The sequence below is a fragment of the Brachybacterium subflavum genome, from assembly GCF_009299795.1.
In the GTDB taxonomy this organism is placed as follows: domain Bacteria; phylum Actinomycetota; class Actinomycetes; order Actinomycetales; family Dermabacteraceae; genus Brachybacterium; species Brachybacterium subflavum.
The window spans coordinates 167,039-190,857 of record NZ_VIGP01000002.1 but is presented as its reverse complement, the minus strand read 5'-3'; the positions used below and the strand labels follow the sequence as shown (position 1 = coordinate 190,857).

24 protein-coding genes and 3 tRNA genes are annotated in these 23,819 nt (G+C 71.4%); 17 read left to right on the top strand and 10 right to left on the bottom strand.

What is annotated here, in order from left to right:
- The first annotated feature begins 295 nt into the window (after positions 1–295).
- On the top strand, positions 296–1,729 hold the full coding sequence (locus tag FHG10_RS04735) for a Gfo/Idh/MocA family protein (protein WP_152352180.1): 1,434 nt from the start codon (positions 296–298) through the stop codon (positions 1,727–1,729).
- Complete coding sequence (locus FHG10_RS04730) at positions 1,726–2,730, top strand: NEW3 domain-containing protein (protein WP_152352179.1); 1,005 nt, start codon at positions 1,726–1,728, stop codon at positions 2,728–2,730. Before FHG10_RS04735 ends, FHG10_RS04730 begins: the two co-directional genes overlap by 4 nt.
- Here the strand turns inward: FHG10_RS04730 and FHG10_RS18485 are convergent.
- The 4 genes from FHG10_RS18485 to FHG10_RS04710 all read right to left on the bottom strand — a co-directional run bounded on the left by FHG10_RS18485 (position 2,619) and on the right by FHG10_RS04710 (position 4,358).
- On the bottom strand, positions 2,619–2,918 hold the full coding sequence (locus tag FHG10_RS18485; protein ID WP_406565152.1) for a hypothetical protein: 300 nt from the start codon (positions 2,916–2,918) through the stop codon (positions 2,619–2,621). The two genes, FHG10_RS04730 and FHG10_RS18485, sit on opposite strands and share 112 nt — an antisense overlap.
- Positions 2,919–2,930: 12 nt before the next feature.
- Positions 2,931–3,953, bottom strand: coding sequence for an NADP-dependent oxidoreductase (locus FHG10_RS04720; protein WP_152352178.1), 1,023 nt, complete (start codon positions 3,951–3,953; stop codon positions 2,931–2,933).
- Between the two features lie 104 nt (positions 3,954–4,057).
- Positions 4,058–4,131, bottom strand: a tRNA-Asp gene (locus FHG10_RS04715).
- Between the two features lie 154 nt (positions 4,132–4,285).
- A tRNA-Glu gene (locus FHG10_RS04710) sits at positions 4,286–4,358 on the bottom strand.
- A 207-nt stretch (positions 4,359–4,565) separates the two neighbouring features.
- Here FHG10_RS04710 and FHG10_RS04705 point away from each other — a divergent pair.
- From FHG10_RS04705 to FHG10_RS04695, 3 genes are read left to right on the top strand one after another with little or no spacing between them, the layout of a single operon-like run.
- Positions 4,566–5,687, top strand: coding sequence for an LLM class flavin-dependent oxidoreductase (locus FHG10_RS04705; protein ID WP_152352177.1), 1,122 nt, complete (start codon positions 4,566–4,568; stop codon positions 5,685–5,687).
- Complete coding sequence (locus tag FHG10_RS04700) at positions 5,684–6,445, top strand: NADPH-dependent F420 reductase (protein ID WP_152352176.1); 762 nt, start codon at positions 5,684–5,686, stop codon at positions 6,443–6,445. The genes FHG10_RS04705 and FHG10_RS04700 overlap by 4 nt, the downstream gene beginning before the upstream one ends.
- Positions 6,442–6,813, top strand: coding sequence for a metallopeptidase family protein (locus tag FHG10_RS04695; protein WP_152352175.1), 372 nt, complete (start codon positions 6,442–6,444; stop codon positions 6,811–6,813). The genes FHG10_RS04700 and FHG10_RS04695 overlap by 4 nt, the downstream gene beginning before the upstream one ends.
- Before the next feature lie 87 nt (positions 6,814–6,900).
- Here the strand turns inward: FHG10_RS04695 and FHG10_RS04690 are convergent, their stop codons facing one another.
- Together FHG10_RS04690 and FHG10_RS04685 are read right to left on the bottom strand one after the other, a co-directional pair.
- Positions 6,901–7,611, bottom strand: a complete 711-nt coding sequence (locus FHG10_RS04690; protein ID WP_264674025.1) for a response regulator — start codon at positions 7,609–7,611, stop codon at positions 6,901–6,903.
- Positions 7,590–8,786 carry a sensor histidine kinase gene (locus tag FHG10_RS04685; RefSeq protein WP_152352174.1) on the bottom strand — a complete coding sequence of 399 codons (1,197 nt, stop codon included), beginning with the start codon at positions 8,784–8,786 and terminating at the stop codon, positions 7,590–7,592. The genes FHG10_RS04690 and FHG10_RS04685 overlap by 22 nt, the downstream gene beginning before the upstream one ends.
- 177 nt (positions 8,787–8,963) lie before the next feature.
- On the opposite strand from FHG10_RS04685, the gene FHG10_RS04680 reads away from it, so the two are divergent.
- From FHG10_RS04680 to FHG10_RS04655, 7 genes are all read left to right on the top strand, one after another.
- A complete protein-coding gene (locus FHG10_RS04680; RefSeq protein ID WP_152352173.1) occupies positions 8,964–9,977 on the top strand; it encodes an ABC transporter ATP-binding protein in 1,014 nt (337 codons plus the stop codon).
- Between the two features lie 2 nt (positions 9,978–9,979).
- Positions 9,980–10,777 (top strand): hypothetical protein, encoded by a 798-nt coding sequence (locus FHG10_RS04675; RefSeq protein WP_152352172.1) that lies wholly within the window; start codon positions 9,980–9,982, stop codon positions 10,775–10,777.
- A 129-nt stretch (positions 10,778–10,906) separates the two neighbouring features.
- Positions 10,907–12,580 (top strand): alpha/beta hydrolase, encoded by a 1,674-nt coding sequence (locus tag FHG10_RS04670; protein WP_152352171.1) that lies wholly within the window; start codon positions 10,907–10,909, stop codon positions 12,578–12,580.
- 144 nt (positions 12,581–12,724) lie between these two features.
- Positions 12,725–12,797: transfer RNA gene (locus tag FHG10_RS04665), tRNA-Thr, on the top strand.
- A 308-nt stretch (positions 12,798–13,105) separates the two neighbouring features.
- Complete coding sequence (locus FHG10_RS04660) at positions 13,106–13,456, top strand: GNAT family N-acetyltransferase (protein WP_227488035.1); 351 nt, start codon at positions 13,106–13,108, stop codon at positions 13,454–13,456.
- Positions 13,387–13,557, top strand: a complete 171-nt coding sequence (locus FHG10_RS18180; protein WP_227488098.1) for a hypothetical protein — start codon at positions 13,387–13,389, stop codon at positions 13,555–13,557. Before FHG10_RS04660 ends, FHG10_RS18180 begins: the two co-directional genes overlap by 70 nt.
- A 434-nt stretch (positions 13,558–13,991) precedes the next feature.
- Entirely contained in the window at positions 13,992–14,663 is a 672-nt protein-coding gene (locus FHG10_RS04655; RefSeq protein ID WP_152352170.1) for an Ltp family lipoprotein, read from the top strand.
- A gap of 165 nt (positions 14,664–14,828) precedes the next feature.
- On the opposite strand, the gene FHG10_RS18175 is transcribed toward FHG10_RS04655, so the two are convergent.
- Positions 14,829–15,641, bottom strand: a complete 813-nt coding sequence (locus tag FHG10_RS18175) for a response regulator transcription factor (protein ID WP_227488034.1) — start codon at positions 15,639–15,641, stop codon at positions 14,829–14,831.
- Between the two features lie 49 nt (positions 15,642–15,690).
- Positions 15,691–16,929, bottom strand: coding sequence for a sensor histidine kinase (locus tag FHG10_RS04640; RefSeq protein WP_193636199.1), 1,239 nt, complete (start codon positions 16,927–16,929; stop codon positions 15,691–15,693).
- A 141-nt stretch (positions 16,930–17,070) separates the two neighbouring features.
- Between FHG10_RS04640 and FHG10_RS04635 the strand changes: the two genes are divergently transcribed.
- The 3 genes from FHG10_RS04635 to FHG10_RS04625 all read left to right on the top strand — a co-directional run bounded on the left by FHG10_RS04635 (position 17,071) and on the right by FHG10_RS04625 (position 19,626).
- Positions 17,071–17,337: a hypothetical protein gene (locus FHG10_RS04635; RefSeq protein ID WP_152352168.1), complete on the top strand. Its 267-nt coding sequence runs from the start codon at positions 17,071–17,073 to the stop codon at positions 17,335–17,337.
- A gap of 163 nt (positions 17,338–17,500) precedes the next feature.
- Entirely contained in the window at positions 17,501–17,965 is a 465-nt protein-coding gene (locus tag FHG10_RS04630) for a Fur family transcriptional regulator (RefSeq protein ID WP_152352167.1), read from the top strand.
- Positions 17,966–18,114: 149 nt separating this feature from the next.
- Entirely contained in the window at positions 18,115–19,626 is a 1,512-nt protein-coding gene (locus FHG10_RS04625) for a catalase (protein ID WP_152352166.1), read from the top strand.
- Positions 19,627–19,781: 155 nt separating this feature from the next.
- Here the strand turns inward: FHG10_RS04625 and FHG10_RS04620 are convergent, their stop codons facing one another.
- A complete protein-coding gene (locus FHG10_RS04620) occupies positions 19,782–20,165 on the bottom strand; it encodes a universal stress protein (RefSeq protein ID WP_152352165.1) in 384 nt (127 codons plus the stop codon).
- 33 nt (positions 20,166–20,198) lie between these two features.
- On the bottom strand, positions 20,199–21,110 hold the full coding sequence (locus FHG10_RS04615; protein WP_227488033.1) for a lysophospholipid acyltransferase family protein: 912 nt from the start codon (positions 21,108–21,110) through the stop codon (positions 20,199–20,201).
- A 21-nt stretch (positions 21,111–21,131) separates the two neighbouring features.
- Between FHG10_RS04615 and FHG10_RS04610 the strand changes: the two genes are divergently transcribed.
- Both FHG10_RS04610 and nrdH read left to right on the top strand, forming a co-directional pair.
- Positions 21,132–22,703: a Gfo/Idh/MocA family oxidoreductase gene (locus FHG10_RS04610; protein WP_152352164.1), complete on the top strand. Its 1,572-nt coding sequence runs from the start codon at positions 21,132–21,134 to the stop codon at positions 22,701–22,703.
- An 851-nt stretch (positions 22,704–23,554) separates the two neighbouring features.
- The gene (gene nrdH, locus FHG10_RS04605; RefSeq protein WP_152352163.1) at positions 23,555–23,812 is read left to right on the top strand and encodes a glutaredoxin-like protein NrdH; all 258 of its coding nucleotides are present in this window, start codon (positions 23,555–23,557) and stop codon (positions 23,810–23,812) included.
- Positions 23,813–23,819: the final 7 nt, after the last annotated feature.

Here is a 23,819-nt window from a genome sequence, read left to right as displayed (position 1 = left end):
GGCTACCAGGGGTTCCGGGGCGCTCCCAACGGGGAGGGGGCGAGGTGAGCGATGCCACCACGGCGGGGCCGGGGCCGCGCGATGTCAATCGTTTGACATCGAGCGCCAGGGATGAGACCTTCGACACAGCCCCGGAACGAGCCGGGGCGTCTCGGAGCACCGCGGTCCGCACGACGATGTGCCCTCCGAACGCCCGCGCACGCACCGTCGGCCGCGCGTCCGCGCGCGACCGGGCGCTCCTGCGTCGGCCTCCCATCCCCCACTCACAAGGTGAAACAGCGTGAACTCATCCCGCATGCCATCCCGTCGAGCGCTCCTCTCCGGGGCCGGCGCCGCAGGCGCCGCCGGCCTCGCCACCGCCGCGACCTCCCTGCCCGCGACGGCCGCCCCCGCCGAGAAGGCGAAGGGAGGGAAGGGCGGGTCCACGGGCGACTCGCCGCTGAAGGGCAGGGCCACCATGCTCGGCGTCCCCTTCGCCCAGCGCGACACCGTGCGCGTCGGCCTCATCGGCCTGGGCAACCGTGGCGGCACGATGTACGAGGGCTGGGCCGCCGTGCCGGGCACCTCGATCGACGCCGTCTGCGACATCCGTGCCGACCGCGCGACGAAGATCGCCGACGCGCTCGAGGATGCCGGCAAGGACCGCCCCCGCGAGTTCGGCGGCTCCGAGGACTCCTTCCAGGAGATGCTCGACGAGGTCGAGCTGGACCTCGTCTACATCGCCTCTCCCTGGGAGTTCCACTACGCCCAGGGGAAGGCCGCGCTGCTGGCGGGGGCGAACGTGGCCGTCGAGCTGCCCATCGCCACCGAGCTCGACGAGATCTGGGACCTCGTGGGCACCGTCGAGAAGACGAAGAACCACCTCTTCCTCGCCGAGAACTGCTGCTACGGCCGCAACGAGCTGGCGATGATGCGCGCTGCCCACGCGGGCGTCTTCGGCGATCTCAGCGACGGCGCGGGCGGCTACTGCCACGACCTGCGTGCGCTGCTGTTCGATGAGGACTACTACACCGATCACTGGCGCCGCACCTGGCACACGAAGCACAACCGCTCCTTCTACGCGATGCACGGCCTGGGGCCGGTCGCCAACGCGATGGACATCAACCGCGGGGACCGCATCACGACCATCCGCGCGCAGGCGAGCGCCGCGCGGGGCCTGGCCGACTACCGCAAGCGCTTCATGCCGCCGGAGCACCCCTCGTGGAAGGACACATACGTCACCGGCGACCTCGTGACCTGCATGCACGAGACCGAGAAGGGGCGCTCGATCCGCACCGAGCTCAACACCACCACCGCCCGTCCCTACAGCCGCATCAACTCCATCCAGGGAGCCCGCGGCCTCTTCGAGGACTACGTGGGCACGGGGGACTCCGGCGGCCGGATCTATGTCGAGCCCGATCACGGGGACGACGCCTGGCACTCCTTCGACTCCTTCCAGGAGGAGTTCGACCACTGGCTGTGGAAGGAGGTCGGGGACGACGCCGAGTCCAACGGCGGCCACGGCGGCATCGACTACCTCCTGCAGTGGCGCACCATCCAGTGCATCCGCCTGGGCCTGGTGCCCGACATCGATGTCTACGACTCGGCCACCTGGTGCGCCGCCGTCCCCATGAGCGAGATGTCGATCGACCAGGGAGGGGCGACCCTCGACTACCCGGACTTCACCCGCGGGCGCTGGTCCGAGCTGCGCCAGGGGATCGACTCGAAGAAGAAGGAGATGCCGAAGTGAACACCACCGCACCCCCGACCCCCGCCCTGAAGCGCCTCCCGCAGGCGCTGCTCCTCGCGATCGCCCTGGTGCTCGCCGCGGCCGTGCCCGCGCTCGCCGCGAGCCAGGCGCCCCGGCAGATCGACGCCCAGGTCTCCATGGTCGACCTCGCCGACCAGGACTCCATCCAGACCCTCTCGGTGACCATCACCAACTCCTCGCGCGAGGCGATGACCGACACCACGATCACCCTGCACGGGCCCGAGGGCTGGACCACGAGCCCCGAGACCATCACGATCGCCGAGAAGATCGCGCCCGGAGCCCGGATGACGAAGTCCTTCGACGTGCGCGTGCCGACCCTGCGCGACGGCTTCCACTCCTACGCCTTCACCGCCTACATCGCCTACCGGGGCGGCGACGGCCACGGGAGCATCCGTGGTGAGCGCGTGCAGACCTCCGGCGAACCGATCGCGAGCTTCGCGGCGGCCCGCAACAACGTGGGCACCACGAATCTCGCCCAGAAGGACCGGGGCGAGTTCGACGGCGAGGGCGACTCGTTCTCCGACGCCGCCCTGAAGAAGGCGGGCGTGGTCCGCGGCTCCGAGATCCGGGGCGCGGGCGCGACCTTCACCTGGCCGGACCTGGGACCTGCGAAGAAGGACAACGTCGCCGCGCAGGGGCAGGCCTTCCGGCTCGACGGCAGCGGCTCCTCGCTCGCCCTGCTGGCGTCCGGATCGGGTCTGAACGCCGCGGGCACGGTGACCGTCTACTACGCCGACGGCACCACGAGCACCGGCCACATCGGCGTGCCGAACTGGACGGGCGTCGGCGCCGGCGAGGACACCGCCGAGCAGGTCGTCGCCTCGAAGGGCCGCAACACCCCCGCGGGCTTCGGCAACGAGAACGGCACCTACAGCCTGTACGCCGTGAGCGTGCCGCTCGAGGCGGGGCGCACCGTCGAGGCCGTGCAGCTGCCGTCGAACGCGACCATCCACGTCTTCGACGTCCAGGTCGTGGCGTGATGCGCACAGGATCGGAATGATCCCTCGCCGTCGGCCCGGCGCGCGGTCGCGCTCGGGCCGAGGGCGGTCGCGCTCGGGCCGAGGGCGGTCGCGCTCGGGCCGAGGGCGGTCCCGTTCGGGCCGAGGGCGGTCCCGTTCGGGCCGACGGGCGGTCCCGTTCGGGCCGGCGGGCCGAGCCGGACGGGCAGCGGGCGGTCGCCTCAGGAGACCTGCACGATGGTCTTGCCGAGGTTGTCGCCGCGCAGCATGCCCAGGAAGGCGTCGGGGGCGCTGTCCAGTCCTTCGTGGATGTCCTCGAGGTAGCGGACCTGCCCGCTGCCGATCCATCCGGTCATGTCCCGCAGGAAGTCCTCGAACATCGTGGGCGCGAACTCGCGCTGGATGAAGCCGCGCAGCGTCAGGCTCTTGCGCAGCACGGCACCCATCAGCTGGCCGGTGCGGTCGGGGCCCTCGGGCAGGGACGTCGCGTTGTAGCCGGAGGCGAGGCCGCACACGGGCACGCGGGCGAACTCGTTGAGTCGGGGGAGCACGGCGTCCCAGACGGGACCGCCGACGTTCTCGAAGTACACGTCGATGCCGTCGGGCGCGACGTCGTCGAGGCGGGCGCCGAGGTCCGGAGCGCGGTGGTCCAGCGCGGCGTCGAATCCGAGCTCGCGCATGCGCTCGACCTTGCGCTCGCCGCCGGCGATGCCCACCGCGCGCGCCCCGAGGACCCGTGCGATCTGGCCGACGGCGGAGCCCACGGGACCCGTGGCGGCGGCCACGGCCACGGTCTCCCCGGGCTGCGGCCGGCCGATCGCGAGCAGCCCGGCGTAGGCGGTGAAGCCGGGCATTCCCAGCACGCCGAGCGCGGTGGTGACGGGGGCGGCGTCGGGGTCGAGGCGCCGCAGGCCCTCCGCGGCCTCGATGCTGTATTCCTGCCAGCCGCCGTAGGAGAGCACCACGTCGCCGGCGGCGAAGCCCCCGGCGGCGGACTCGACGACCTCAGACACGGTCGCGCCCACGATCACGTCCCCGATCTCCATCGGGGCGGCGTAGGACTCGGCGTCGCTCATCCGTCCGCGGACGTACGGGTCGAGGGAGAGGAATCGGGTGCGCAGCAGCACCTGGCCATCGGCGGGGGAGGGGACCTCGACGACGTCGTGCTCGTAGTCGGCGGCGGTGGGCTCGCCGTGCGGGCGAGCGGCGAGGTGGATGCGATGGTTGGTCGGTCGCGTGCTCATCCTCCGAGCGTAGGACGCGCGGGTCGATGCCGGCTGAGTCGCGCCGCATGCACCGGACATGCGAGAGGCCCCGGAGCATCTGCTCCGGGGCCTCTCGTGCGGGGCGACCCTGACCGGGCTTGAACCGGCGACCTCCGCCGTGACAGGGCGGCACTCTAACCAACTGAGCTACAGGGCCATTCTCGTCGTCCGCGCTCTCGCGTTTCCGACCTGGATAACTCTACCGGACCTTTTCGGGCCCCTCGACCACTCGGCCTGTGAAACACCTCGCAGTGCCCGTTCCCGGTGCTCGCGGCGGCGGTCCCGACCCCGGATCCGGAGTCATCCAGTCGTACCCCCAACGGGATTCGAACCCGTGTCGCCGGCGTGAAAGGCCAGTGTCCTGGGCCGCTAGACGATGGGGGCCCGGGGGAAGCATACCGATCCCCGCGGCAGCCCCGCGAGCGGGTTCGCGTGCGATGCGGCGCACGTGACATCGGGGCGTCGGGGAGGTTCCGCCTGCAGCGATGAATAGTTGACGAATCAACAAGTCGGCGGGAGAGTGGCCCCATCACGCACGAGCGGCGTGCGCGCCAGATCCGCGCGCAGGCCGCGGAACAGGGAGAGCCGCAGATGGACAGCACGGATCGGATCACGCTCGGGGTCGACACCTTCGGCGACGTCATGGTCGACGGGAAGGGCGCGCGCGTGAGCGACGCCGAGGCGCTGCGCAGCGTGTTCGAGGAGGGCGTGATCGCGGATCAGGCGGGGATCGACATCTTCGCCGTCGGCGAGCACCACCGCGACGACTATGCGATCTCCACCCCGGAGACCCTGCTCGCCGGGATCGCCACCCGCACCGAGCGCATCCGTCTCTCGAGCGCCGTCACGGTGCTCAGCTCCGACGACCCGGTGCGCGCCTACCAGCGCTTCGCGACCGTCGACGCGCTCTCCGGCGGTCGCGCCGAGGTGATCCTGGGACGCGGCTCCTTCACCGAGTCCTTCCCGCTGTTCGGCTTCTCCCTCGAGGACTACGACGTGCTCTTCGAGGAGAAGCTGGGCCTGTGGACCGAGCTCATGAAGGAGCAGCCCGTCACCTGGTCGGGCACCACCCGCCCCGGGCTGGAGGACGCGCAGGTCTACCCGCGCACCGCGCACGAGGGAGGCATCCCCACCTGGATCGGCGTGGGCGGCTCCCCGCAGTCGGTGGTGCGCGCGGCCGCGCACGGCCTGCCGCTGATGCTCGCGATCATCGGCGGGGAGCCCCAGCGCTTCGCGCCGTACGTGGATCTGTTCCACCGCGCGGCCGATCAGCTCGGCGTGCCCCGCCAGCAGGTCGGCATGCACTCCCACGGGCACATCGCCGCGACCGACGAGCAGGCGCTCGAGGAGTACTTCCCGGCCTACGCCGCCCACATGCGCCGCCTCGGCGCCGAGCGCGGGTGGCCGCCCATGACCGAGGAGCACTTCCTGCAGGAGGTCGAGCACGGCGCGCTGTACGTCGGGTCGCCGCGCACCGTCGCGGAGAAGATGGTGCGGAACATCCGCGCCCTGGACGTGCAGCGCTTCGACTTCATCTACACCGCCGGCCCGAACCTCGCCTCCCTGCGCCGTCAGGCCGTCGAGCTCTACGGCACGCAGGTCGTGCCCCTGGTCCGCGAGATGCTCGGCGAGAGCGGGGACGACGGGTCCAGCGGGGACGACGGGGCCCGCGGCACCCACGGGGACGACGGGTCCAGCGGGGACGCGGCGTGAGCACCGAGGCCGAGATCCGCACGATCGGCATCCTCGGCGCGGGCAAGGTCGGCACCGTGCTCGCGCGGAGGGCGCTCGCGGCCGGGTACCGCGTGCTCATCGCCGGCAGCGCCGACCCGTCGGCCATCGAGCTGATCATCTCGGTGCTCGCGCGGGGCGCCCGCGCCGTGAGCGCGCTCGAGGCGTCCCGGGACGCCGACGCGGTGATCCTCGCGCTGCCGCTCGGACGCTTCCGGGAGCTGCCCGTCGAGGCGCTCGCGGGGAAGCTCGTGATCGATGCGATGAACCACTGGTGGGAGACCGACGGCCGCAGCGAGGAGCTCGGCGGGCCGGCCGCCTCCACGAGCGAGCTCGTCCAGGAGCACCTGGCGGCCGCGCACGTGGTGAAGGCCCTGAACCACATGGGCTACCACGACCTCGACGAGCGGGCGCGGCCCGCCGGCGATCCCGAGCGCCTCGCGGTCGCGATCGCCGGGGCTCCGGCCGACGCCGGGCGCGCGGCCCGGATCGTCGACGCCCTCGGCTTCGACCCGCTCGTGATCGGCGACCTGCGCAGCGGCGTGCGCCTGCAGCCCTTCGCCGGCGCCTTCGGCGCGGCCGTCGACCGGGAGGAGCTCGCGCGCATCGTCGAGGAGTTCCCCCGCACCGAGCGCGGGCGGGAGGTCCTCGCCGCGCTCGCGGAGCAGGGCGGCACGGGGACCGACGACGAGGGGACCGACGGGGCGGATGCAGGCGCCCGTGGTTCGATGAGCGCATGATCGCCATCACCCGCGAGGACTTCGAGGAGGCCGTCGACGATGCCCTGGACTCGCTCCCCGACGAGACCGCGCGCCTGATCGCCGAGTCGAACGTCGTGATCCTCATCGAGGAGGAGCCCGATCCCGCGCGCGACGGCCACCAGGCGACCGAGCTGCTGGGCATCTACCACGGCATCCCGCTGGACCAGCGCAGCGTCTTCGACAGCTACATCGAGCCCGACCGGATCCTCATCTTCCGCGGGCCCCTGCAGCGGGTGAGCGCGAGCCGCGAGGCGCTCGTCGCCGAGATCCGGGTGACCGTGCTCCACGAGCTCGGCCACCTCTTCGGTCTCTCCGAGTCGCGCCTGCACGAGCTCGGCTGGGGCTGAGCGGCCAAGGCCGCCGGCCCGCCGGCCGCGCTCGGTCGGCCGTGCCCAGGCGGCCGCGCTCGGCCGGCCGTGCCCGGCCGGCCGCTCTCAGTCGGCGTCGAGCCCGTCGCTCAGCCCGGCCTCGTGGGCGATGATCGCGATCTGCACGCGGTTCGAGCAGTCGAGCTTCGCGAAGATCTTCGAGACGTGGGCCTTCACGGTGGCCTCGCTCATGAACAGGCGCTCGCCGATCTGCGCGTTGGACAGTCCGGCGCCGACGGACCCCAGCACCTCCGTCTCGCGCTCGGTGAGCTGATCCAGGCCCGCATGGTCGGCGCTGCGCGACCCGGGGTTGGACTGCGAGAAGTGCGAGAGCATGCGCCGGGTGACGGTGGGAGCGAGCATCGCGTCCCCCTGGGCGACCACGTGCACGGCGCGGATCAGGTCCTGCGGGGGAGTGTCCTTGAGCAGGAACCCGCTGGCCCCGGCCTCGAGGGCCTCGAAGACGTACTCGTCCATGTCGAAGGTCGTGAGCATGATGATCTTCGGCGGCTCCGACTGCGCGCACACCGCGCGGGTCGCCGCGATGCCGTCCATCCCGGGCATCCTCACGTCCATCAGCAGCACGTCGGGGCGGTGCTTCTGCACGAGCGTCACCGCCTGAGTGCCGTCGGACCCCTCGCCGACGACCTCGATGCCCGGATCCGCGCCCAGGATCATCGCGAGCCCGGCCCGCACCAGCGAGTCGTCGTCGACCAGGGCGATCCTCTTCACCCCGGTGCTCGCCGGGCTCTCGTTCACCCCTGCGGAATCGGCCACGGGATCACCGCCTTCACCTCGAAACGTCCGTCGTCCGTGGGGCCCGACGTGATCGTGCCGCCGGCATGCGTCACCCGCGTCTCGATGCCCGAGAGACCCATCCGCGCCCCGGGCAGATCCGTCGTGAACCCCTTCGGGAGCACATTACTGATCTCGATCAGCAGGTCGTCGCCCGGCTCGCCGATCAGCGCGATCCTCGCCCGCGTGTGCCGGGCGTGCTTGTGGATGTTCGTCAGCCCCTCCTGCACCACCCGGTAGGCGGTGCGCGCGAGGGCGTCGGGGACCGGGTCGTCGATGAAGTCGAACAGCTCGACCTGCACCCCGGCCTCCTTCGTCGAGGTCACCAGGCGCCGCACGTCCTCCCAGGTGGGCTGGGGGTTCAGAGGCGCCGCCTCCTCCTCGCCGCGCAGCACGCCGAGCACCTCGCGCAGTTCGGAGAGGGCGTCGGCCGCAGTCTGGCGGATCAGCCCGGCCGAGCGCGAGACCTCCTCGCGCTCGAGGTTCTGGTTCACCTCGAGCGCGCCGGCCTGCAGCGCGACCAGCGAGATCTTGTGGGCGACGATGTCGTGCATCTCCCGGGCGATGCGCGTGCGCTCGGCCCGCCGTGCGTCCTGCTCGGCCGTCGACCTGCGATGCTCGGCCTCCTCCGCTCGGGCCGTGAGCTCCGCGAGCAGGTCGGCGCGGGCCCGCATGTACATCCCGGCGACCGCCGCGATAGCCGCGACCAGGCCGCTCACCAGCGCGCCTGCCACCGAGGGCCGCAGCGGGATCGCGAGGTGCGGGAGCACTCCCGTGAGGACCGCGAGGGCCATCGCCCCGAGCGGCTGCCAGCGTCCCCGCAGGCGCCCGGCGAGCGCGAAGGAGGCGATCGCGAGCACCACCTGCGAGGCGCCCAGCACGTTGACCACGAGCACGAGCGGCAGCAGCCAGCGCCAGGTGCGGCGCCGCGCCAGCAGCGTGAGCCCCGCGAGGACGCCGACCCCGATCGCGACCGGGTCGTCGCCGTGGCTGAAGGGCACGTGCCAGACGGGGCGCGCGACCCCCTCGGCGAGCACGGCGACGACGAGCGCGACATCGACCCAGGCGCGTTCCACCCACCCGGCGCCGGCGGGATCGCGTCCCTCGGCCCGTCCCTCGCGCGCGGCGCGAAGCTCGTGCGCTCTCCGCCGCGTCATCAGCACTCCTCCATCGGGCCACTGTAGCCAGCGAGGACGGCGTCGACGCCTCGGCCGCCCGTCGCCGCCCGCCGTACCTTCGGCCTACTCCGCACGGCAGTGCGAGACGACCAAAGTCGGGCACCGGCGGACCCGCGGGAGGATCCGCCCCCTTCCGCCGCCCGACAGGGTGGAGCCATGACCACCACCAGCACCCCCACCGAGGCTCGCGGCACCGAGTCCGCAGGGACCCGTCGGAGCGACGCGAGCGTCGACCTGCGCATCGAGTCCCTGCGCAAGACCTACGGAGAGCAGACGGCCGTCGACGGGCTCGACCTGCTGTGCGAACCCGGCACGGTGACCGGCTTCCTCGGCCCCAACGGCGCCGGGAAGTCCACGACCCTGCGGATCCTCACCGGTCTCGCCGAGGCCGACGCGGGCACGGCGCTCGTGGGCGGCATGCCCTTCCGCACGATCCCGCAGCCCGGCCGCGTCATCGGCGTCATGCTCGATGCCCGCACCCTGCATCCCGGCCGTACGGGCCTGGAGACCCTGCGCCTGGCGGCCCGCACCTGCGGCATGCCCGCCTCCCGCGCCGACGAGGTCCTGGAGATGGTGGGCCTGGCCGGGGCCGGTCGCAAGCGCGTGCGCGGGTACTCCTACGGCATGCGGCAGCGGCTCGGCATCGGCGTCGCCCTCATCGGCGACCCCGCCGCGCTCATCCTCGATGAGCCCGCGAACGGCCTGGACCCCGAGGGCATCCGCTGGATGCGCCGGCTCCTGCGCTCCTTCGCCGACGCCGGCGGCACCGTGCTGCTCTCGAGCCACCAGCTCGCCGAGGTGCAGGCCACCGTGGACCGCGTCGCCATGATCGCCCACGGCCGGCTCGTCGCCGAGGGCAGCCTCGAGGACGTCACCGCCCAGGGCGGCACCCGTGTCGCGGCCCTCGACCCCGAGGCCCTGCGCCGCGCGGTCGAGGCCAGCGGCGTCGGCGCGACCCGCGGCAGCGACGGCTCCTTCACCCTCGCCCTCGAGCCGGCCGACGTCGGCCATCTGGCCCTCGAGCACAGCCTCGTCCTCACCGAGCTGCAGCGCCTGAGCGACGGCTCCCTCGAGGACGTCTTCTTCTCCCTCACCGAGGACGGCCAGGCGCCGCGCCCCGCTCCGACGACGGCCGCAGCCGCCGCACCGACCACCTCCCAGGAGGCCTGATCATGACCACCGCATCCCCTGCGCTCGCCGCCGCCGGCACCTCCGCCGGCGCCTCCGGCCCCGGCACCTTCCGCCCGCTGCTCGACCTGCGACAGGTGCTCGACACCCTCGCGATGCGCATCCTGCTCGCCGTCAGCGCCGTCGCCCTGCTCGGCATGGCCGTGCTCTCGACCGCACTGCAGCCGCTGATCCTCGAGGACTCCCCGGTGATCGTCTACGGCGCGATCATCGCCGTCGCCCTGGTCCTGGCCGTCGTCCTGCCCGTGCTCACCGTGCTCACGCTGGTGGGGGAGAGGCCCGGCGCGATCCAGCAGACCTTCCTGCTGCGCCCGCGCCGCACCGGCGTGCTGGCGTCCAAGATCGCTGCGGCGCTCATCATCGCCCTCGTGGTGACGGCGGTGTCCTTCGGGGTCGCCATCGGACTCGCGGCCCTCGTCGGCGCGATCTCGGGCGCCGGGGCCTCCTACGAGAACGTCGGCGAGATCCTGCGCAGCACCGGCCTCGAGCTGCTGCTGGGCACCCTGTTCGCCGTCGCCTGCGCCGCGCTGCTGCAGGGCACCGCGCTGGCGATGGTCATCGCCGTCGTGCTGCCCTTCGTCGTCAACGTCGCCACCACGATGGTCGGGGCCCTCGGCTCCGAGACCGTCGCGGACGTGATGCGCTACGTCGACCTCACGAGCGCCGCGGACTCCCTCGCCGCCGGCGACGTGCGGGTCTCGGCGATCGGCGCGATCGTGCTGCTCATCCTCATCCCGCTGGTCGCCGGGGCCGTGCGCTGGGCGCGTCGGGAGATCGGCTGACGGACCGGCCGTCGGACCTTGCGACGCACCTGCCGAAGGACCGGCCGACGGCCCCGCCTGAGCGGGCCGCCGAGAGCGCCCGCCCCTAGGATGGGCGGGCACCCCGCACCCCACCCCAGGAGCTTCCCCATGCAGCGCACCCGATCGCGCCGAGGCGCCCTGCGCGTCCTCGCCGGCGCCGCCGCGACCGCCCTCCTGGTCTCCGGGTGCAGCCTGCTGGACGGGGGAGCGGACGGCGCCGACGGGCGCTCCGGCGGCTCCGACGCGGAGTCCGCGAGCGACGGCGGCTCGGGGACGGGCGGCGACGACGGCTCGACCACGGCGCTCGCCGAGCTCGGCACCTCTCACGCGCAGGACCTGCCGTCGGACCCCGCGCAGGATTCCGCCTACGCGGACTTCTACGACCAGGACGCCGTCTGGGAGGGCTGCGGGCAGGACGTGCTCGACGAGGCCGCCGTGCAGGGCCTGCAGTGCACCACCGTGAAGGTCCCCAAGGCCTGGGACGACCCGAGCGCGGGCGACGTCGAGATCTCGCTCGTGCGCCTGCCGGCGACCGGCGAGGCGAAGGGGTCGCTGCTGACGAACCCGGGCGGCCCCGGAGGGTCCGGCGTCGACTTCCTCGCCCAGAGCGGCGACTACCTGTTCAGCCAGAAGGTCCGGGAGAACTTCGACCTCATCAGCTTCGACCCCCGGGGCGTGTCCCGCTCCGAGGGCATCGAATGCCTCGACGACTCGCAGACCGACGAGTACCGGGCGGACACCTACGACGGCGGCACCCCGGAGGGGCTGACGAAGTCCCTGGACTGGATGCAGAAGATCTCCGACGCCTGCGAGAAGAGCTCCGGCGACCTGCTGCCCTATCTCGACACGTACTCCGCCGCGCGGGACATGGACGTGCTGCGCTCGGCGGTGGGCGACGACTCCCTGAACTACCTGGGCTTCTCCTACGGCACGTACCTCGGCGCGACCTACGCCGACCTCTACCCGGACCGCGTGGGCCGCTTCGTGCTCGACGGCGTCATGGATCCGAGCCTCACCGGCGACCAGATCGTCGAGGGCCAGGCGAAAGGCTTCCAGCAGGCCACCGAGCAGTTCGCGAAGTTCTGCATCGAGCGCGAGGACTGCCCGCTCACGGGCTCCACGCCCGAGGAGGCCACGAAGGAGCTCACCGCCCTCCTCGACTCCATCTCCGACGACCCGATCAGCACCAAGGACCCCGACCGTCCGCTCACCGGTGCGCTCGCGACCGCCGGCGTGCAGATGATGATGTACAGCGACGAATACTGGAGCCTGGGCGTGCAGGCGCTCAGCGACGCGTCCGACGGCGACGGCTCCACACTGCTCGCGCTCGCCGACCTCTCCGCCGGCCGCCAGGACGACGGCAGCTACAAGGGCAACGACCTGTACGCGATCAACGCCGTGAACTGCCTGGACCACCCCGGCGTCGCCTCCCTGGACTGGCAGAAGCAGGAGAGCGCCCGGCTGCTGAAGGAGTACCCGGCCGCGGGGATGACCGACTACTCGCAGGCCATGTGCGACACCTGGCCCGTCAAGCCGCTGCGCGAGCCCGCCGAGGTCCACGCGAAGGGGAGCGACCAGATCGTCGTGATCGGCACGACCCGCGACCCGGCGACCCCGTACGCGTGGGCGAAGAGCCTCGACTCCCAGCTAGACAACTCGACGCTCATCACCTTCGACGGCGACGGCCACACCGCCTACGGCCGCAGCGGCGGCTGCGTCGAGGACGCCGTGGACGCCTACCTCGTGGACGGCACCTCGCCGGAGAAGGGGCTGACCTGCTGACGAGGCTTGATCTGCTGACGAGGTCTGACATGCTGACGGTGGACGAGCGCGAGACGGCAGTGTGGTGCGTCGCTCACCGCTCCGCTTTGCACCTCCCGGTGGAGTTCTCGTAGAGTAGCCGGGTCCGCAGTGCGCTGCAGACACGCCGCCTTAGCTCAGTCGGTAGAGCGATTCACTCGTAATGAATAGGTCGCCGGTTCGATTCCGGCAGGCGGCTCACGAGAACGGCCCCTTACCCGCCACGTTGCTGGGGAGGGGCCGTTTCCGTGCGGCGTGGGACCGACCTGAGGGTGCATACATGGCGTGCATCGATGCGTCCGGGCGGCGTCGGAGTGCTGTGGCCCGTGCGCTTCCATGCGCTCACCGGGGTTCCGCGGGGACCGGGGCCGCCCAGGGGTGAGAGCGAGCCGGGCTCCTGCGGGAGCTCACTGCTGTGAGCTGTCCGACGGGTAGGGTCGCCGGGTGATAAGTGAGTGCGAATGGGTGGTCCGCCCGGAGGCGCCGGGAGACGTAGAGGCCGTGCGGATGGTGAACCGGTCCGCATTCGAGACGTCGGACGAGGCCGATCTCGTCGACAGGCTTCGCACGGATCCGGCATGGATCCCAGGACTGTCGTACGTCGCGTGCGCGCAGGACTCACAGGTCGTTGCCCACGCCCTGCTGACGAGATGCCGCATAGGGAACGTCCCGGCCCTGTGCCTCGCCCCCTGCGCGGTGCTTCCTGAAGCCCAGGGCCGTGGTGCGGGAACCGCCGTGATCCGCGCGCTCCTCGATGCTGCGGGGGCTCAGGGCGAGCGTTCGTCGTGGTGCTCGGTCATCCTGGCTACTACCCGCGGTTCGGTTTCGAGCCGGCGATCCCCCAGGGCATCCGGCTGAGCATCGACGTGCCCGCGGACGCGTTGATGGTGAAGGTTCTCGACGACGCCGGGCCCCTGCCGGATGGGGTCGTCGGCTACACGGAGCCCTTCGGCATCTGACGAGCCGCGACCGGGCAGCTCCCGCCACGAGCGCCCCCGATGTTCACCACTCGCGGCGGCGCAGTACACGGAGGCACCCGGGCCGCCGATCGTGGCGGCCGCGGAGCTGATCGGCTGTTCAGGCCGTCTGCTTCCGTTCCCCGTCCCATGCCCCGTCCGCGATTCGTCATGGCGCTCCGACCGAGCGAATGCAGACACGCATCACGCATCGCCGGTGTGAGAAGCGCGGTGGGGCTCTTCGAGCACGACTGCCGGACTCCTCCTCTCTTTCTCGGTACTCCGCGGCGCGGTGTTCGCAGTTATCGACGAACTCGGCGCTGACCTGCGTCTCAGTTAGGTCACGGTGGGTCTCAAATGCGTAACTTCGCCCGAAACGACCAGTTGGTAACCAGATACTGAGCGAGCATCGCCCCCACCTCCTCGAAGGAACCGCCATGACAGAGAATTCGACACCCCCGCCGGCACCGCAGTTCGGGCCTCAGCCCGATGGGCAGACCGGCTCTCAGCAGCCGGCACCGGCCAAGAAGTCCGGAAAGGGGAAATGGATCGGGCTCGGCTGCGGCGGTTGCGCTGTGCTCGTGCTCGTGATCGTGATCATCGCGGTCATTGCCACCGCCATGAGCGGGGGAGGCTCCGATGACGAGTCGTCGGTGGAGTCGAGCGCGGCCACCAGCCAGGAGCAGACAACGGATGGCGACGAGAGCGCCTCCGAGGAGAAAGCCGAAAAGACGACTGAGGACGAGGCGACTCAGGACGAGAAGTCCGAGGACGAGAAGGCGGACGACAAGTCGGGTGATGTCCCCGCTGAGTACGAGGCGGCGCTGAACCAGGCCGAGAGCTACCTGGAGACCTTCCCCATGTCGAAGAAGGGACTCTTCGACCAGCTGACGGCGGATGCCGGCGGCCAGTTCCCCGATGACGCCGCGCAGTACGCCGTGGACAACGTCGATGCTGATTGGAAGGCCAACGCTGTGAAGTCCGCGAAGAGCTACCGGGAGACGATGTCCATGTCCAACGAGGAGATTCGCGACCAGCTCACCTCGGAGTACGGCGAGCAGTTCACCCAGGAAGAGGCGGATTACGCCATCGACCACCTGGACGACTGAGGAGCATCACGCAACGCCCCTGACCTGAGAAGGCCGGGGGCGTTGCCCTTTGTGCGTGCTGCGTGCTGCGTGATCGTCGTGCTCGTGTGCGTCCTCTGCGGATCGGGAACGCCGTCCGCCCGCTCCCGTTCGCCTACTTCCCGTCCTCGCCCTTGGGTGGTTCGTTCACTGCCTGCGATGGGGAGCGGACACGAGCCCCAGCTCGAAGGCGCGCACCGCGACCTGCAGGCGCGAGGAGCAGTCGAGCTTCGTCATCAGGGAGCCGACGTGCGACTTCACCGTGGACTCCGAGAGGCTCAGGCGCTCGGCGATGCGCGCGTTGGACTCCGCCTCGCAGACGAGCTCGAGGACATCCCGCTCGCGGTCGGTGAGGGCGAAGCGCGCCGCGGCGGCGTCGGCCTCCCGGGGCCCGTCGGCGTCGTCCGAGGTCGGGGATGCCACGGGGAGCGGCATCGAGCCGCCGGCGGCGTCCGGCGAGGTGCCGTCCTGCGGGTGCGTGGATGGGGAGGGAGATCGCTCGGCGCTGGCCTGCGGGGCGAGCGAGCCGTCGCCGCTCTCCTTCGACGCGGTCTGCGCGAGATGCGCAGCGAGCTCCGGGGTGATCACGGTCCCCGCGCGCACCGCCGCCGCGCGCACGGCCGCGGCAAGGGCCGCAGCGGTGGTCGACTTCAGCAGGAAGCCCACAGCGCCCGCGCTGATCGCCGCCGCGACCTGCTCCTCGGTGCCGAAGGTCGTGAGCACCATGACGGCGGGCGATCCGGGACGGGCACTGATCCGACGCGTCGCGGCGATGCCGTCCATGCCCGGCAGCACCAGGTCCATGAGCACCACGTCGGGCGCCGCCGCATCCAGGACCTCGAGAGCAGCCTCCGCGCTGTCGACCGACCGCTCCACGCGCACGTCGTCCTCCCGGGCGAGGTAGCCCTCGAGAGCTGTGCGGACGATGGGGTCGTCGTCGCAGATCAGCACGGTGATCATAGGGGCGTCGTCCTCTCGGGGCGATGGGGCGCGAGCGTCGGTCGGGCCGTTACCGGTCGGTATCGGTGGGAAGCTGGATGCGAGTGAGGAAGGTGTCCCCGTCGCGCTGGGTCTCGATGGATCCGCCGGCGGCCTCGAGCTGTTCGCCGAGGCCCCGAAGACCGTCGCCGCCGTCCACGCGGACGACGGGGTCGTGGTCGATCGTATTGCGGACCAGCAGTTCCACACCATCCGACATGGACGCGGACATGATCGCGACCGGGTACTCGCCGTCGGCGTGGCGGATCACGTTGGCCACGATCTCCCACAGGCAGCGCGAGAGCACGGGGGTGGCCGACGGCGGCACCGGCGCATCGGACTCCGAGCTGAGGTTCACGGTGAAGTCCGCGGCCTGCAGCCGATCGCGCGCGGCCTGGAGCGCATCGTCCCAGCTCGCCGCGTGGACCGTGGCGCCGTAGGTCGTCGGACCCGTGGCCCTGTCGACAGGCACGTCCGTGCGCAGCGAGTCCATGAGGCTGCGCAGCTCGTCGGTCGAGAGGCGGGCGGTGCGCGAGATCCTCGCGAACGCCTCGGCCTCCGCGGGGGAGACGCCGTCGGCGTGCTGCGCGGTCTCCGCGAGCAGGATGACCTCGGTGATCGCCCGGACCCCCGTGTCGTGCAGGTCGCGCGCGATGGCGCGGCGCTGCTCGGCGAGGTCGAAGGCGTGGCGGGCGCGCTCGGCTGCGAGCCGCAGGATCATCGAACGCCACAGGGCGCCCAGAAGGTAGGCGACCGTGAGCATGAAGATCCAGACGAGGGCGTTGGTGACCAGGTCCGCGGTCGTGTTCATCGTGCGCTCGGCGGCCACGGTGATCACCGTGGTGTGCCAGAGACCTATGGCGATTCCCGGGAGCAGTCGTCCCTCACCCGCGCAGGCGGCGAGAGCGATCGGCGGCACCAGCACTCCGAGCCCGGGTGAGGACGCCGGATCCAGGATGGCAACGGTCAGGACGAGGCCGATGAGGACGCCGCCGGCGACAGGCCTAGTGATGGACAGACCTCCCCCGATGCTCAGCCCGATTCCCATGAGGACGGAGGCGGCGCCCGAAGGAAAAGTCGTGGGAATGATGATCACGGCGAGGAAGAACGCGAGAGCGATGGCAGCGCTGAGGGTGAGCCGCGGGGAGCCGAGGAGGCTCCCCGACGACTTCATGGGACCTGCGTGGGCGCGACGAGCAGCGCCGTCGCGTCGGCCGCGGGGGCTCGCCGTGACGACATCGTCGGTCGCGTCGTGCGCGTGGGAAGCCATCGTGCCCAGCGTAGTGTGCGAGCACGACCGCGGCCCTTCCTGACTCCAGATCCGACTGCGGTGTGTGGAGCGCGGGTCCGCACCTGGTCGTCGGGCCATTCACTGCCCGTTCACCTGGAGATACACCCGAGGAGTTCCGTCATGTCTCGTTCGCTTCGTTCCTTCACTCGTCCCGCGACCACCCTTCTCGCTGCGGCTGCACTCTGTGCGGGCACCTTCGCCCTGCCGAGCGCCGCGCTCGCCGCCGAGAGTCCCGCCGTCATCAATGCCGGTGCCGAGAGCACGACCGCCAGTCCCCAGGAGCGCGCCGTCGAAGGGGGAGTCTCCGCCAACTCGCCGTTGGTCCAGCCTGCCTTCCTCTGCTGGGTGGCGCCGACGTTCCCCTGGCTCTGCAAGCAGCCGAGGTGATCGTGCCGGTGCCTGATTGACACGAAGGCATCGCCTGCCGCGACCCGATCGCATATGGCGATCGGGTCGCGGTGTGTCAGAAAACCATTGATGGTCGTGCGTGACACAAGCTTGACGCGGTCATCTTCTGGATCTGGTCCAGAAAACGTAGTAGCCTGGTGCCATGACGACCGACATGGCAGGCGACCTGCGTTCCGCGGGTCTGCGCGTCACCGCACCGCGGCTGGCGACGCTCGCGGTCGTCGCCGAGTGTCAGCATGCCGAGGCGGATGACATCGCCGCCGCGGTGCGCGAACGACTCGGCACGGTGTCGCGCCAGGCCGTCTACGACGTGCTGCACGCGCTCACCGATGCGGGCCTGCTGCGCCGCGTCGCCACCGGCGCCCGCAGCGCCGCCCGCTACGAGATCCACCGGCACGACAACCACCACCACATGGTGTGCCGGGTGTGCGGTCGCCTCGAGGACGTGCCCTGCACGGTCGGCGAGGCGCCGTGCCTGACGCCCTCCCACGACCACGGTTTCGAGATCGAGGTCGCGGAGGTGCTGTTCCGCGGCGTGTGCTCCGCATGCCGCACGGCGTCGGCGTCTCCCGGGACCGCGGTCCCGAGCGGCGCCGCGGCCGGCTGAGATCTGCTGATCTGAGTTCCGTCGATCCCAGCGACATCCGTCGAACACTGCGAAGAACTGCGAACCCCCGCACCGCTCTCGCCCGAGCGGTGCGGGACCCCCAACGTCCCGGCGAACGCTGCCGGGGCTCGCCCCGAGAAGGAGAGATCGTGACCACGTTCGACCCCACCGGCGACACCACGCCGACCATCCCCTCGTCCACCGAGAACGGCGCCCCGCGCGAGAGCGATGCGAACTCCCTCTCCGTCGGCCCCGACGGTCCTCTGATGCTCCACGACGTCGCCCTCGTCGAGAAGCTCGCGCGCTTCGACCGCGAGCGCATCCCGGAGCGCAGCCCGCACGCCAAGGGCTCCGGCGCCTTCGGCGAGCTCGAGATCACCGAGGACGTCTCGCAGTACACGAAGGCCGGCCTCTTCCAGAAGGGCGCCAAGACCCCGATGCTCGCGCGGTTCTCCACCGTGGCCGGCGAGCTCGGCTCTCCCGACACCTGGCGTGACGTGCGCGGCTTCGCGCTGAAGTTCTACACCCAGGAGGGCAACTTCGACATCGTCGGGAACAACACCCCGGTGTTCTTCGTCCGCGATCCCATGAAGTTCCCCGACTTCATCCACTCCCAGAAGCGCACCCCGGACTCCGGCCTGCGCGACAACACGATGCAGTGGGACTTCTGGACCCTCTCCCCGGAGAGCGCCCACCAGGTCTCCTACCTCATGGGCGACCGCGGCCTGCCCAAGAGCTGGCGCCACATGAACGGCTACTCCTCCCACACCTACCTGTGGGTCAACGAGGCCGGCGAGAAGTTCTGGGTCAAGTACCACTTCCTCACCGAGCAGGGCCTGGAGTACCTCACCAACGACGAGGCCGACGAGCTCGCCGGCCTGGACGGCGACTACCACCGCCGCGACCTCTTCGAGTCGATCGACAGCGGCGACTTCCCGTCCTGGAAGCTCGAGGTGCAGGTCATGCCCTACGAGGATGCGAAGACCTACCGCTTCAACCCCTTCGACCTCACGAAGACCTGGTCGAAGAAGGACTACCCGCGCATCCCCGTCGGCCGCTTCACCCTGAACCAGAACCCGGTCAACCACTTCGCGCAGGTCGAGCAGGCCGCCTTCAGCCCCTCGAACCTCGTGCCCGGCACCGGCGTCTCGCCCGACAAGATGCTGCTGGGCCGCGTGTTCTCCTACCCGGACGCGCAGCGCAACCGCCTGGGCACCAACTTCAACCAGCTGCCCGTGAACCGCCCTGTCGTGGAGACCAACTCCTACGACAAGGAGGGCTCCATGGAGTTCTTCCACAGCGGCAACGCCCCGGTGTACTCCCCGAACTCGTTCGGACGCTCGTACCAGGACGCGCAGGGCCCGGTCGACAACGGCTGGGAGTCCGACGGCACCCTGGTGCGCCAGGCCTACACCCTGCGCTCCGATGACGACGACTTCGGCCAGGCCCACACCCTGGTCCGCGAGGTCATGGACGAGGGCGAGCGCGAGCGTCTCATCGAGACGGTCTCCGGCGCTCTCGCCACCGTGATCGAGCCGGTCCTCTCGAACGCCTTCCAGTACTGGAAGAACATCGACCAGGAGGTCGGCGAGCGGATCGAGAAGGCCGTGCGCGAGAACGGCGGCGACCAGGTCCCCGGCGCGGACCCGCGCTCCGAGTGATCACCGCGATCATCCCGGCGGCGCCCTGAGGCGCCGCCGCACGGGCGAGGCCCGGACCCGAGCGATCGGGTCCGGGCCTCGCTGTGTCCGGTGGGCGCGCGGCCGCGCGGAGCGCCCTCGGACGAGGGGAAAGCCCCCGGACGAGGGGGAAGCTCTCAGACGACGAGCACGTCGCAGGGGGCGGAGAGCAGCAGCTTCTGCGGGGTCACGCCCAGGAGATGCCGGGCGACGTCGCGCTCGCGACGCAGACCGATCACCAGCAGCTCGGCCTTCTCCCGCTCGACGGTGTCCAGCAGGACGTCGGCGATGTCGTCCTCGCTGCTCTCCTGACGGATGTCGACCCGCACGGCCGAGCCGCGCAGGCGGTCTGCCGCCGCGTCGAGGTCACCCTCGCTGGCGTGGCGGGGATCCTGCTCGTCGCCCTGCCTGACCACGTTGACCACGATCAGCGGGCCGCCGCGCTCCTCGGCCGCGGTGCGCGCCGTGTCCAGCGCGTCGAATCCCACCGGGGTGGGGATGAAGCCGACCACCACTGCCACGTTGACCTCCTGTGTCGGGCGGGGAGAACGATCCTATGCGCTCGCGCCGGTCCCCGCGCCGCGGGGCTGGGCACCGGGCGCCCACTCCTGGCCGGAGAGACGCTGGATCTCGGTCATGATCCGATCGGTGGCCAGGCGCCGGCGGGCGCCCGCGCTCAGGTCCGTCGGCAGGTCCGAGAGATCGATCGGCGCTCCGAAGCGCATGTCGGGACGGTACCGGGTGGGCATCTTCCGGCCCTTCAGGAACAGGTTCTGCGTGCCGGCGAGCCCCAGCGGGATGACGGGGGCGCCGGACTCGAGGGCGAGCCAGGCCGCGCCCGGCTGGCCCTTGTGCAGCAGTCCGTCCCGGCTGCGGGAGCCCTCGGGGTAGATGCCGAAGCCCTCGCCGGCCTTCAGCACGTCCAGGGCGGCGTCGAGCGCGCCCCGGCCGGAGCTCAGAGCCTCGCGGTCCAGCGGCACCGTGCCCACCGAGTTCATGAACCACTTCTGGATGCGGCCCTTGAGGCCGCCGGTCTTCCAGAACACGTCCTTGGAGACGAACCGGACCATGCGCGGGGACACCACGGGGATGAGGAAGCTGTCCACGTTGGCCAGGTGGTTGGAGGCCAGCAGGAACGCGCCGGTGCGCGGGATGTTCTCGAGTCCGGTGATGCGGGGGCGCCAATAGGCGGTGAACATGGGTCCCAGGAACGGGCGGGTGAGCGTGTAGAGGAACGGCACGGGCACCACGATAGCGGCGCTCGGTCGTGCCTCCCACACCCTGTGTCGGCGCCCTCGCCGCCCGGGCCGCGCGAGGGTCCGGATCAGCGCGCTGTGGTAGAACAGCGGCACGTGCCGACGGCCGCGGATGCGGCGCCCGAGCACCTCGCGCATGCCCGCGCGCGCCCGTGCACGCTCCGGCTCCTGATCGGCCCGCTCCACCCCTGACCTGCCCGTCCCGCTCATCCCGCGAGGAGAACCGCCCGCATGCCGAGGATCCTGAACATCGCCGTCATCGGTGCCGGAACGATGGCGCAGGCCGTGCATCTGCCCGTGCTGCGCCGTCGCTGGGACCGCTTCGCGGTGACCGCTCTCGTGGACCACTCGCCGCGGCGTCGGCGCGAATCGGCCAACGTCTGGGGCGTCGAGGAGGAGCATCGCTTCGAGACCGTCGCCGACCTCATCGCCGCCGTGCGCGCGAAGGACGTCGCCCTCGATGCGGCGGTCCTCGCGACCGACGGCCTGCACGTCGAGGATCTCCTGCTGCTGCTGCGGCGCGGGATCCCCGTGCTCGTCGAGCCCCCGCTGGGGTACTCGGCCCAGGAGGTCGCCAGGATCAGCGACTTCGAGCGCCTCGTGGGCCGACGTCTGGTGATGATGGCCTACCCGCAGCAGTACGACGAGGTGCTCGGGGAGGTGGTCGAGAACATCCGCGCGCGCGACGTGCGCATGATCGACCACGAGGTGCTGATGCCCGCCTCCGGCCCCCTGTTCGGACGCGCGCACGTGACCGCCTCGGCCTACGACCTGCCGTCGGAGAAGCGCCAGGAGCGCCGCAAGACCCTGCAGGAGGCCGTCGTCGCCGGTGCGGGGGAGGGCGCGACCCAGCGCGATCGCGACCTCTATGTGAAGGGGCTGCTCACGGGCATCGCCCACCAGCTCGCGATCACCGAGCGCATCTACGGTCCGCTCACCGAGCTCACCGCCGTGCGCCATTGGCCCAAGGGCGTCATCCCCGGCTCGCTCGAGCTGCTGGGGGAGCTCGAGGGCGGCGCTCCCGTGCGCCTGGTCTGGCACTACCTCCCCTTCGCCCCCGAGTACTCGGAGACCTACGAGGTGCTCTCGGCCCGCAAGCGGATCGACCTCGCTCTCGAGCCGCCGTCGTTCGTGGACTCGCGCTCCCGCAGCTCCCTGCGCGAGAAGGAGCACGGCCGCGTGGTCGTCACCTCCCGCTCCTCCGACCTCGGTGCGGCCGAGTCCATGTGGGAGGCGTTCCACGAGTTCGTCGAGAAGGGCAAGGAGCCCCACGCCGGCGCCGCCGAGGCCCTCGCCCAGGTCGAGATCCTGCGCGAGGTCCTGGAGACCCTCGTCGAGGCCGACGGCCGATCCCTCGAGGCGGATCCGGAGACGGACGCCGGGACGGACGCCGAGACGGAGGCCGAGACGGATGCCGAGGGGGATGCTGAGACGGACGTCGAGTCGGACGCCGAGGGGGAGTCGGCCGCGGTGACGGATGCCGCGTCGCCGGCCGAGGGGACCTCCGTCAGGATCGGTCCGCTGGCACCGTCGGCCGATACCGGTGAGATCCCGCCTGCGGCACCGACCGAGGACCTCTCGTCGGTCGCCGATCAGCTCGAGGTGACGCCTCCCGCGCGGGCGACAGTCCCCAGCGCTGAGGCGTCCGGCACCGCGACCTCCGGATCGGCCGTGTCCGTCGGCGATGCGATCGAGACCGGAAGCACCGGAGCCGAGTCCGCGGACGGCGACGCCTGGGCGACCGCTGCGGACGATGCGGCGAAGGATGGCGCAGACGAAGCCGAGGAGCGCCCGCGCTCCTGAGCCGCATGCGCGCTCGTCTACGGGGCGCGTCCCGCGCCGTTCACCGGAGGGTCCGAGGCGCCCCGCCCCGAGCCGTCGCGACCCGACCCGACCCGGCCCTGTCGCGCTCTCTGCCGGTCCTGCTCCCGTGCCGGGCCGGGCCGTGCCGGTCGGTGACCCGCTCCGCTGCGCGATCGCGGGACGGCCGCCGCGGTGCGGGCGGTCGATCTGACGAACGGGTGGGAATTCGAGCCCCATTCCCACCCGTTCGTCAGATGCACCGGGGTCCCGCTCGCATCCGGCGCCGGCGCCGGCGCCCGCGTCCATCTGCTCGGCCGCGCTCCCGACGGGGATCTGACGACACGCCGAGGGATCGTCCGGCTGTGGACGACGGGCCGTCGCGGGGCCTTCCGGCGGGACAGGCGGCGACGTTCGGACGACACGCCGACGACACGCCGATCCGACACCGATTTTCGGGGCGCGCGCCACTGTTCGCCGGGTTGCCGGGGGAGCCGTCGTCCACCGTCGGACGGGGTGCACAGGGACGTTCCACAGCGCTGTCCACAGCATCCGTGCAGACGATGCGCGTTCGTCCCCAGCTGACCCACGTCCATCCACAGCCCGTCACCATCGGATTGTGGATAACAGTCTTGTAGTTCAGTACATCTTGTGGTGCAGACGTCGGGGCACCACTAGGTGTAGTGTTGGAGAGGTCGGCGCGGATCCCGCAGGGCACCGCTCGGCAGGCCGCGAGAACCCCTCGACGACCTCGTCGGACACCCTTCGATCCCCGCCCCACACACTCCTTCGCACACCGGTTCCCGCAGCGCGGGCGCCGGCGACACGATCCCCACCGAGAAAGGCATCGCCCGATGGCCATCACCGTGTACTCGAAGCCCATGTGCGTCCAGTGCGACGCGACCAAGCGCGCCCTCACCAAGTCGGGCGTCGACTACGCCGTCGTCGACATCACCGAGGACGCCGAGGCGCTCGCCCACGTGAAGTCGATGGGCTACGTGCAGGCGCCCGTCGTGGTCGCCGGTGAGGACCACTGGTCGGGCTTCCGCCCCGACAAGATCAAGGCCGTGGCGGCCGCCGGCGCCGAGGGCGCCCGCGCCGCAGCCATCTGAGCGCTCC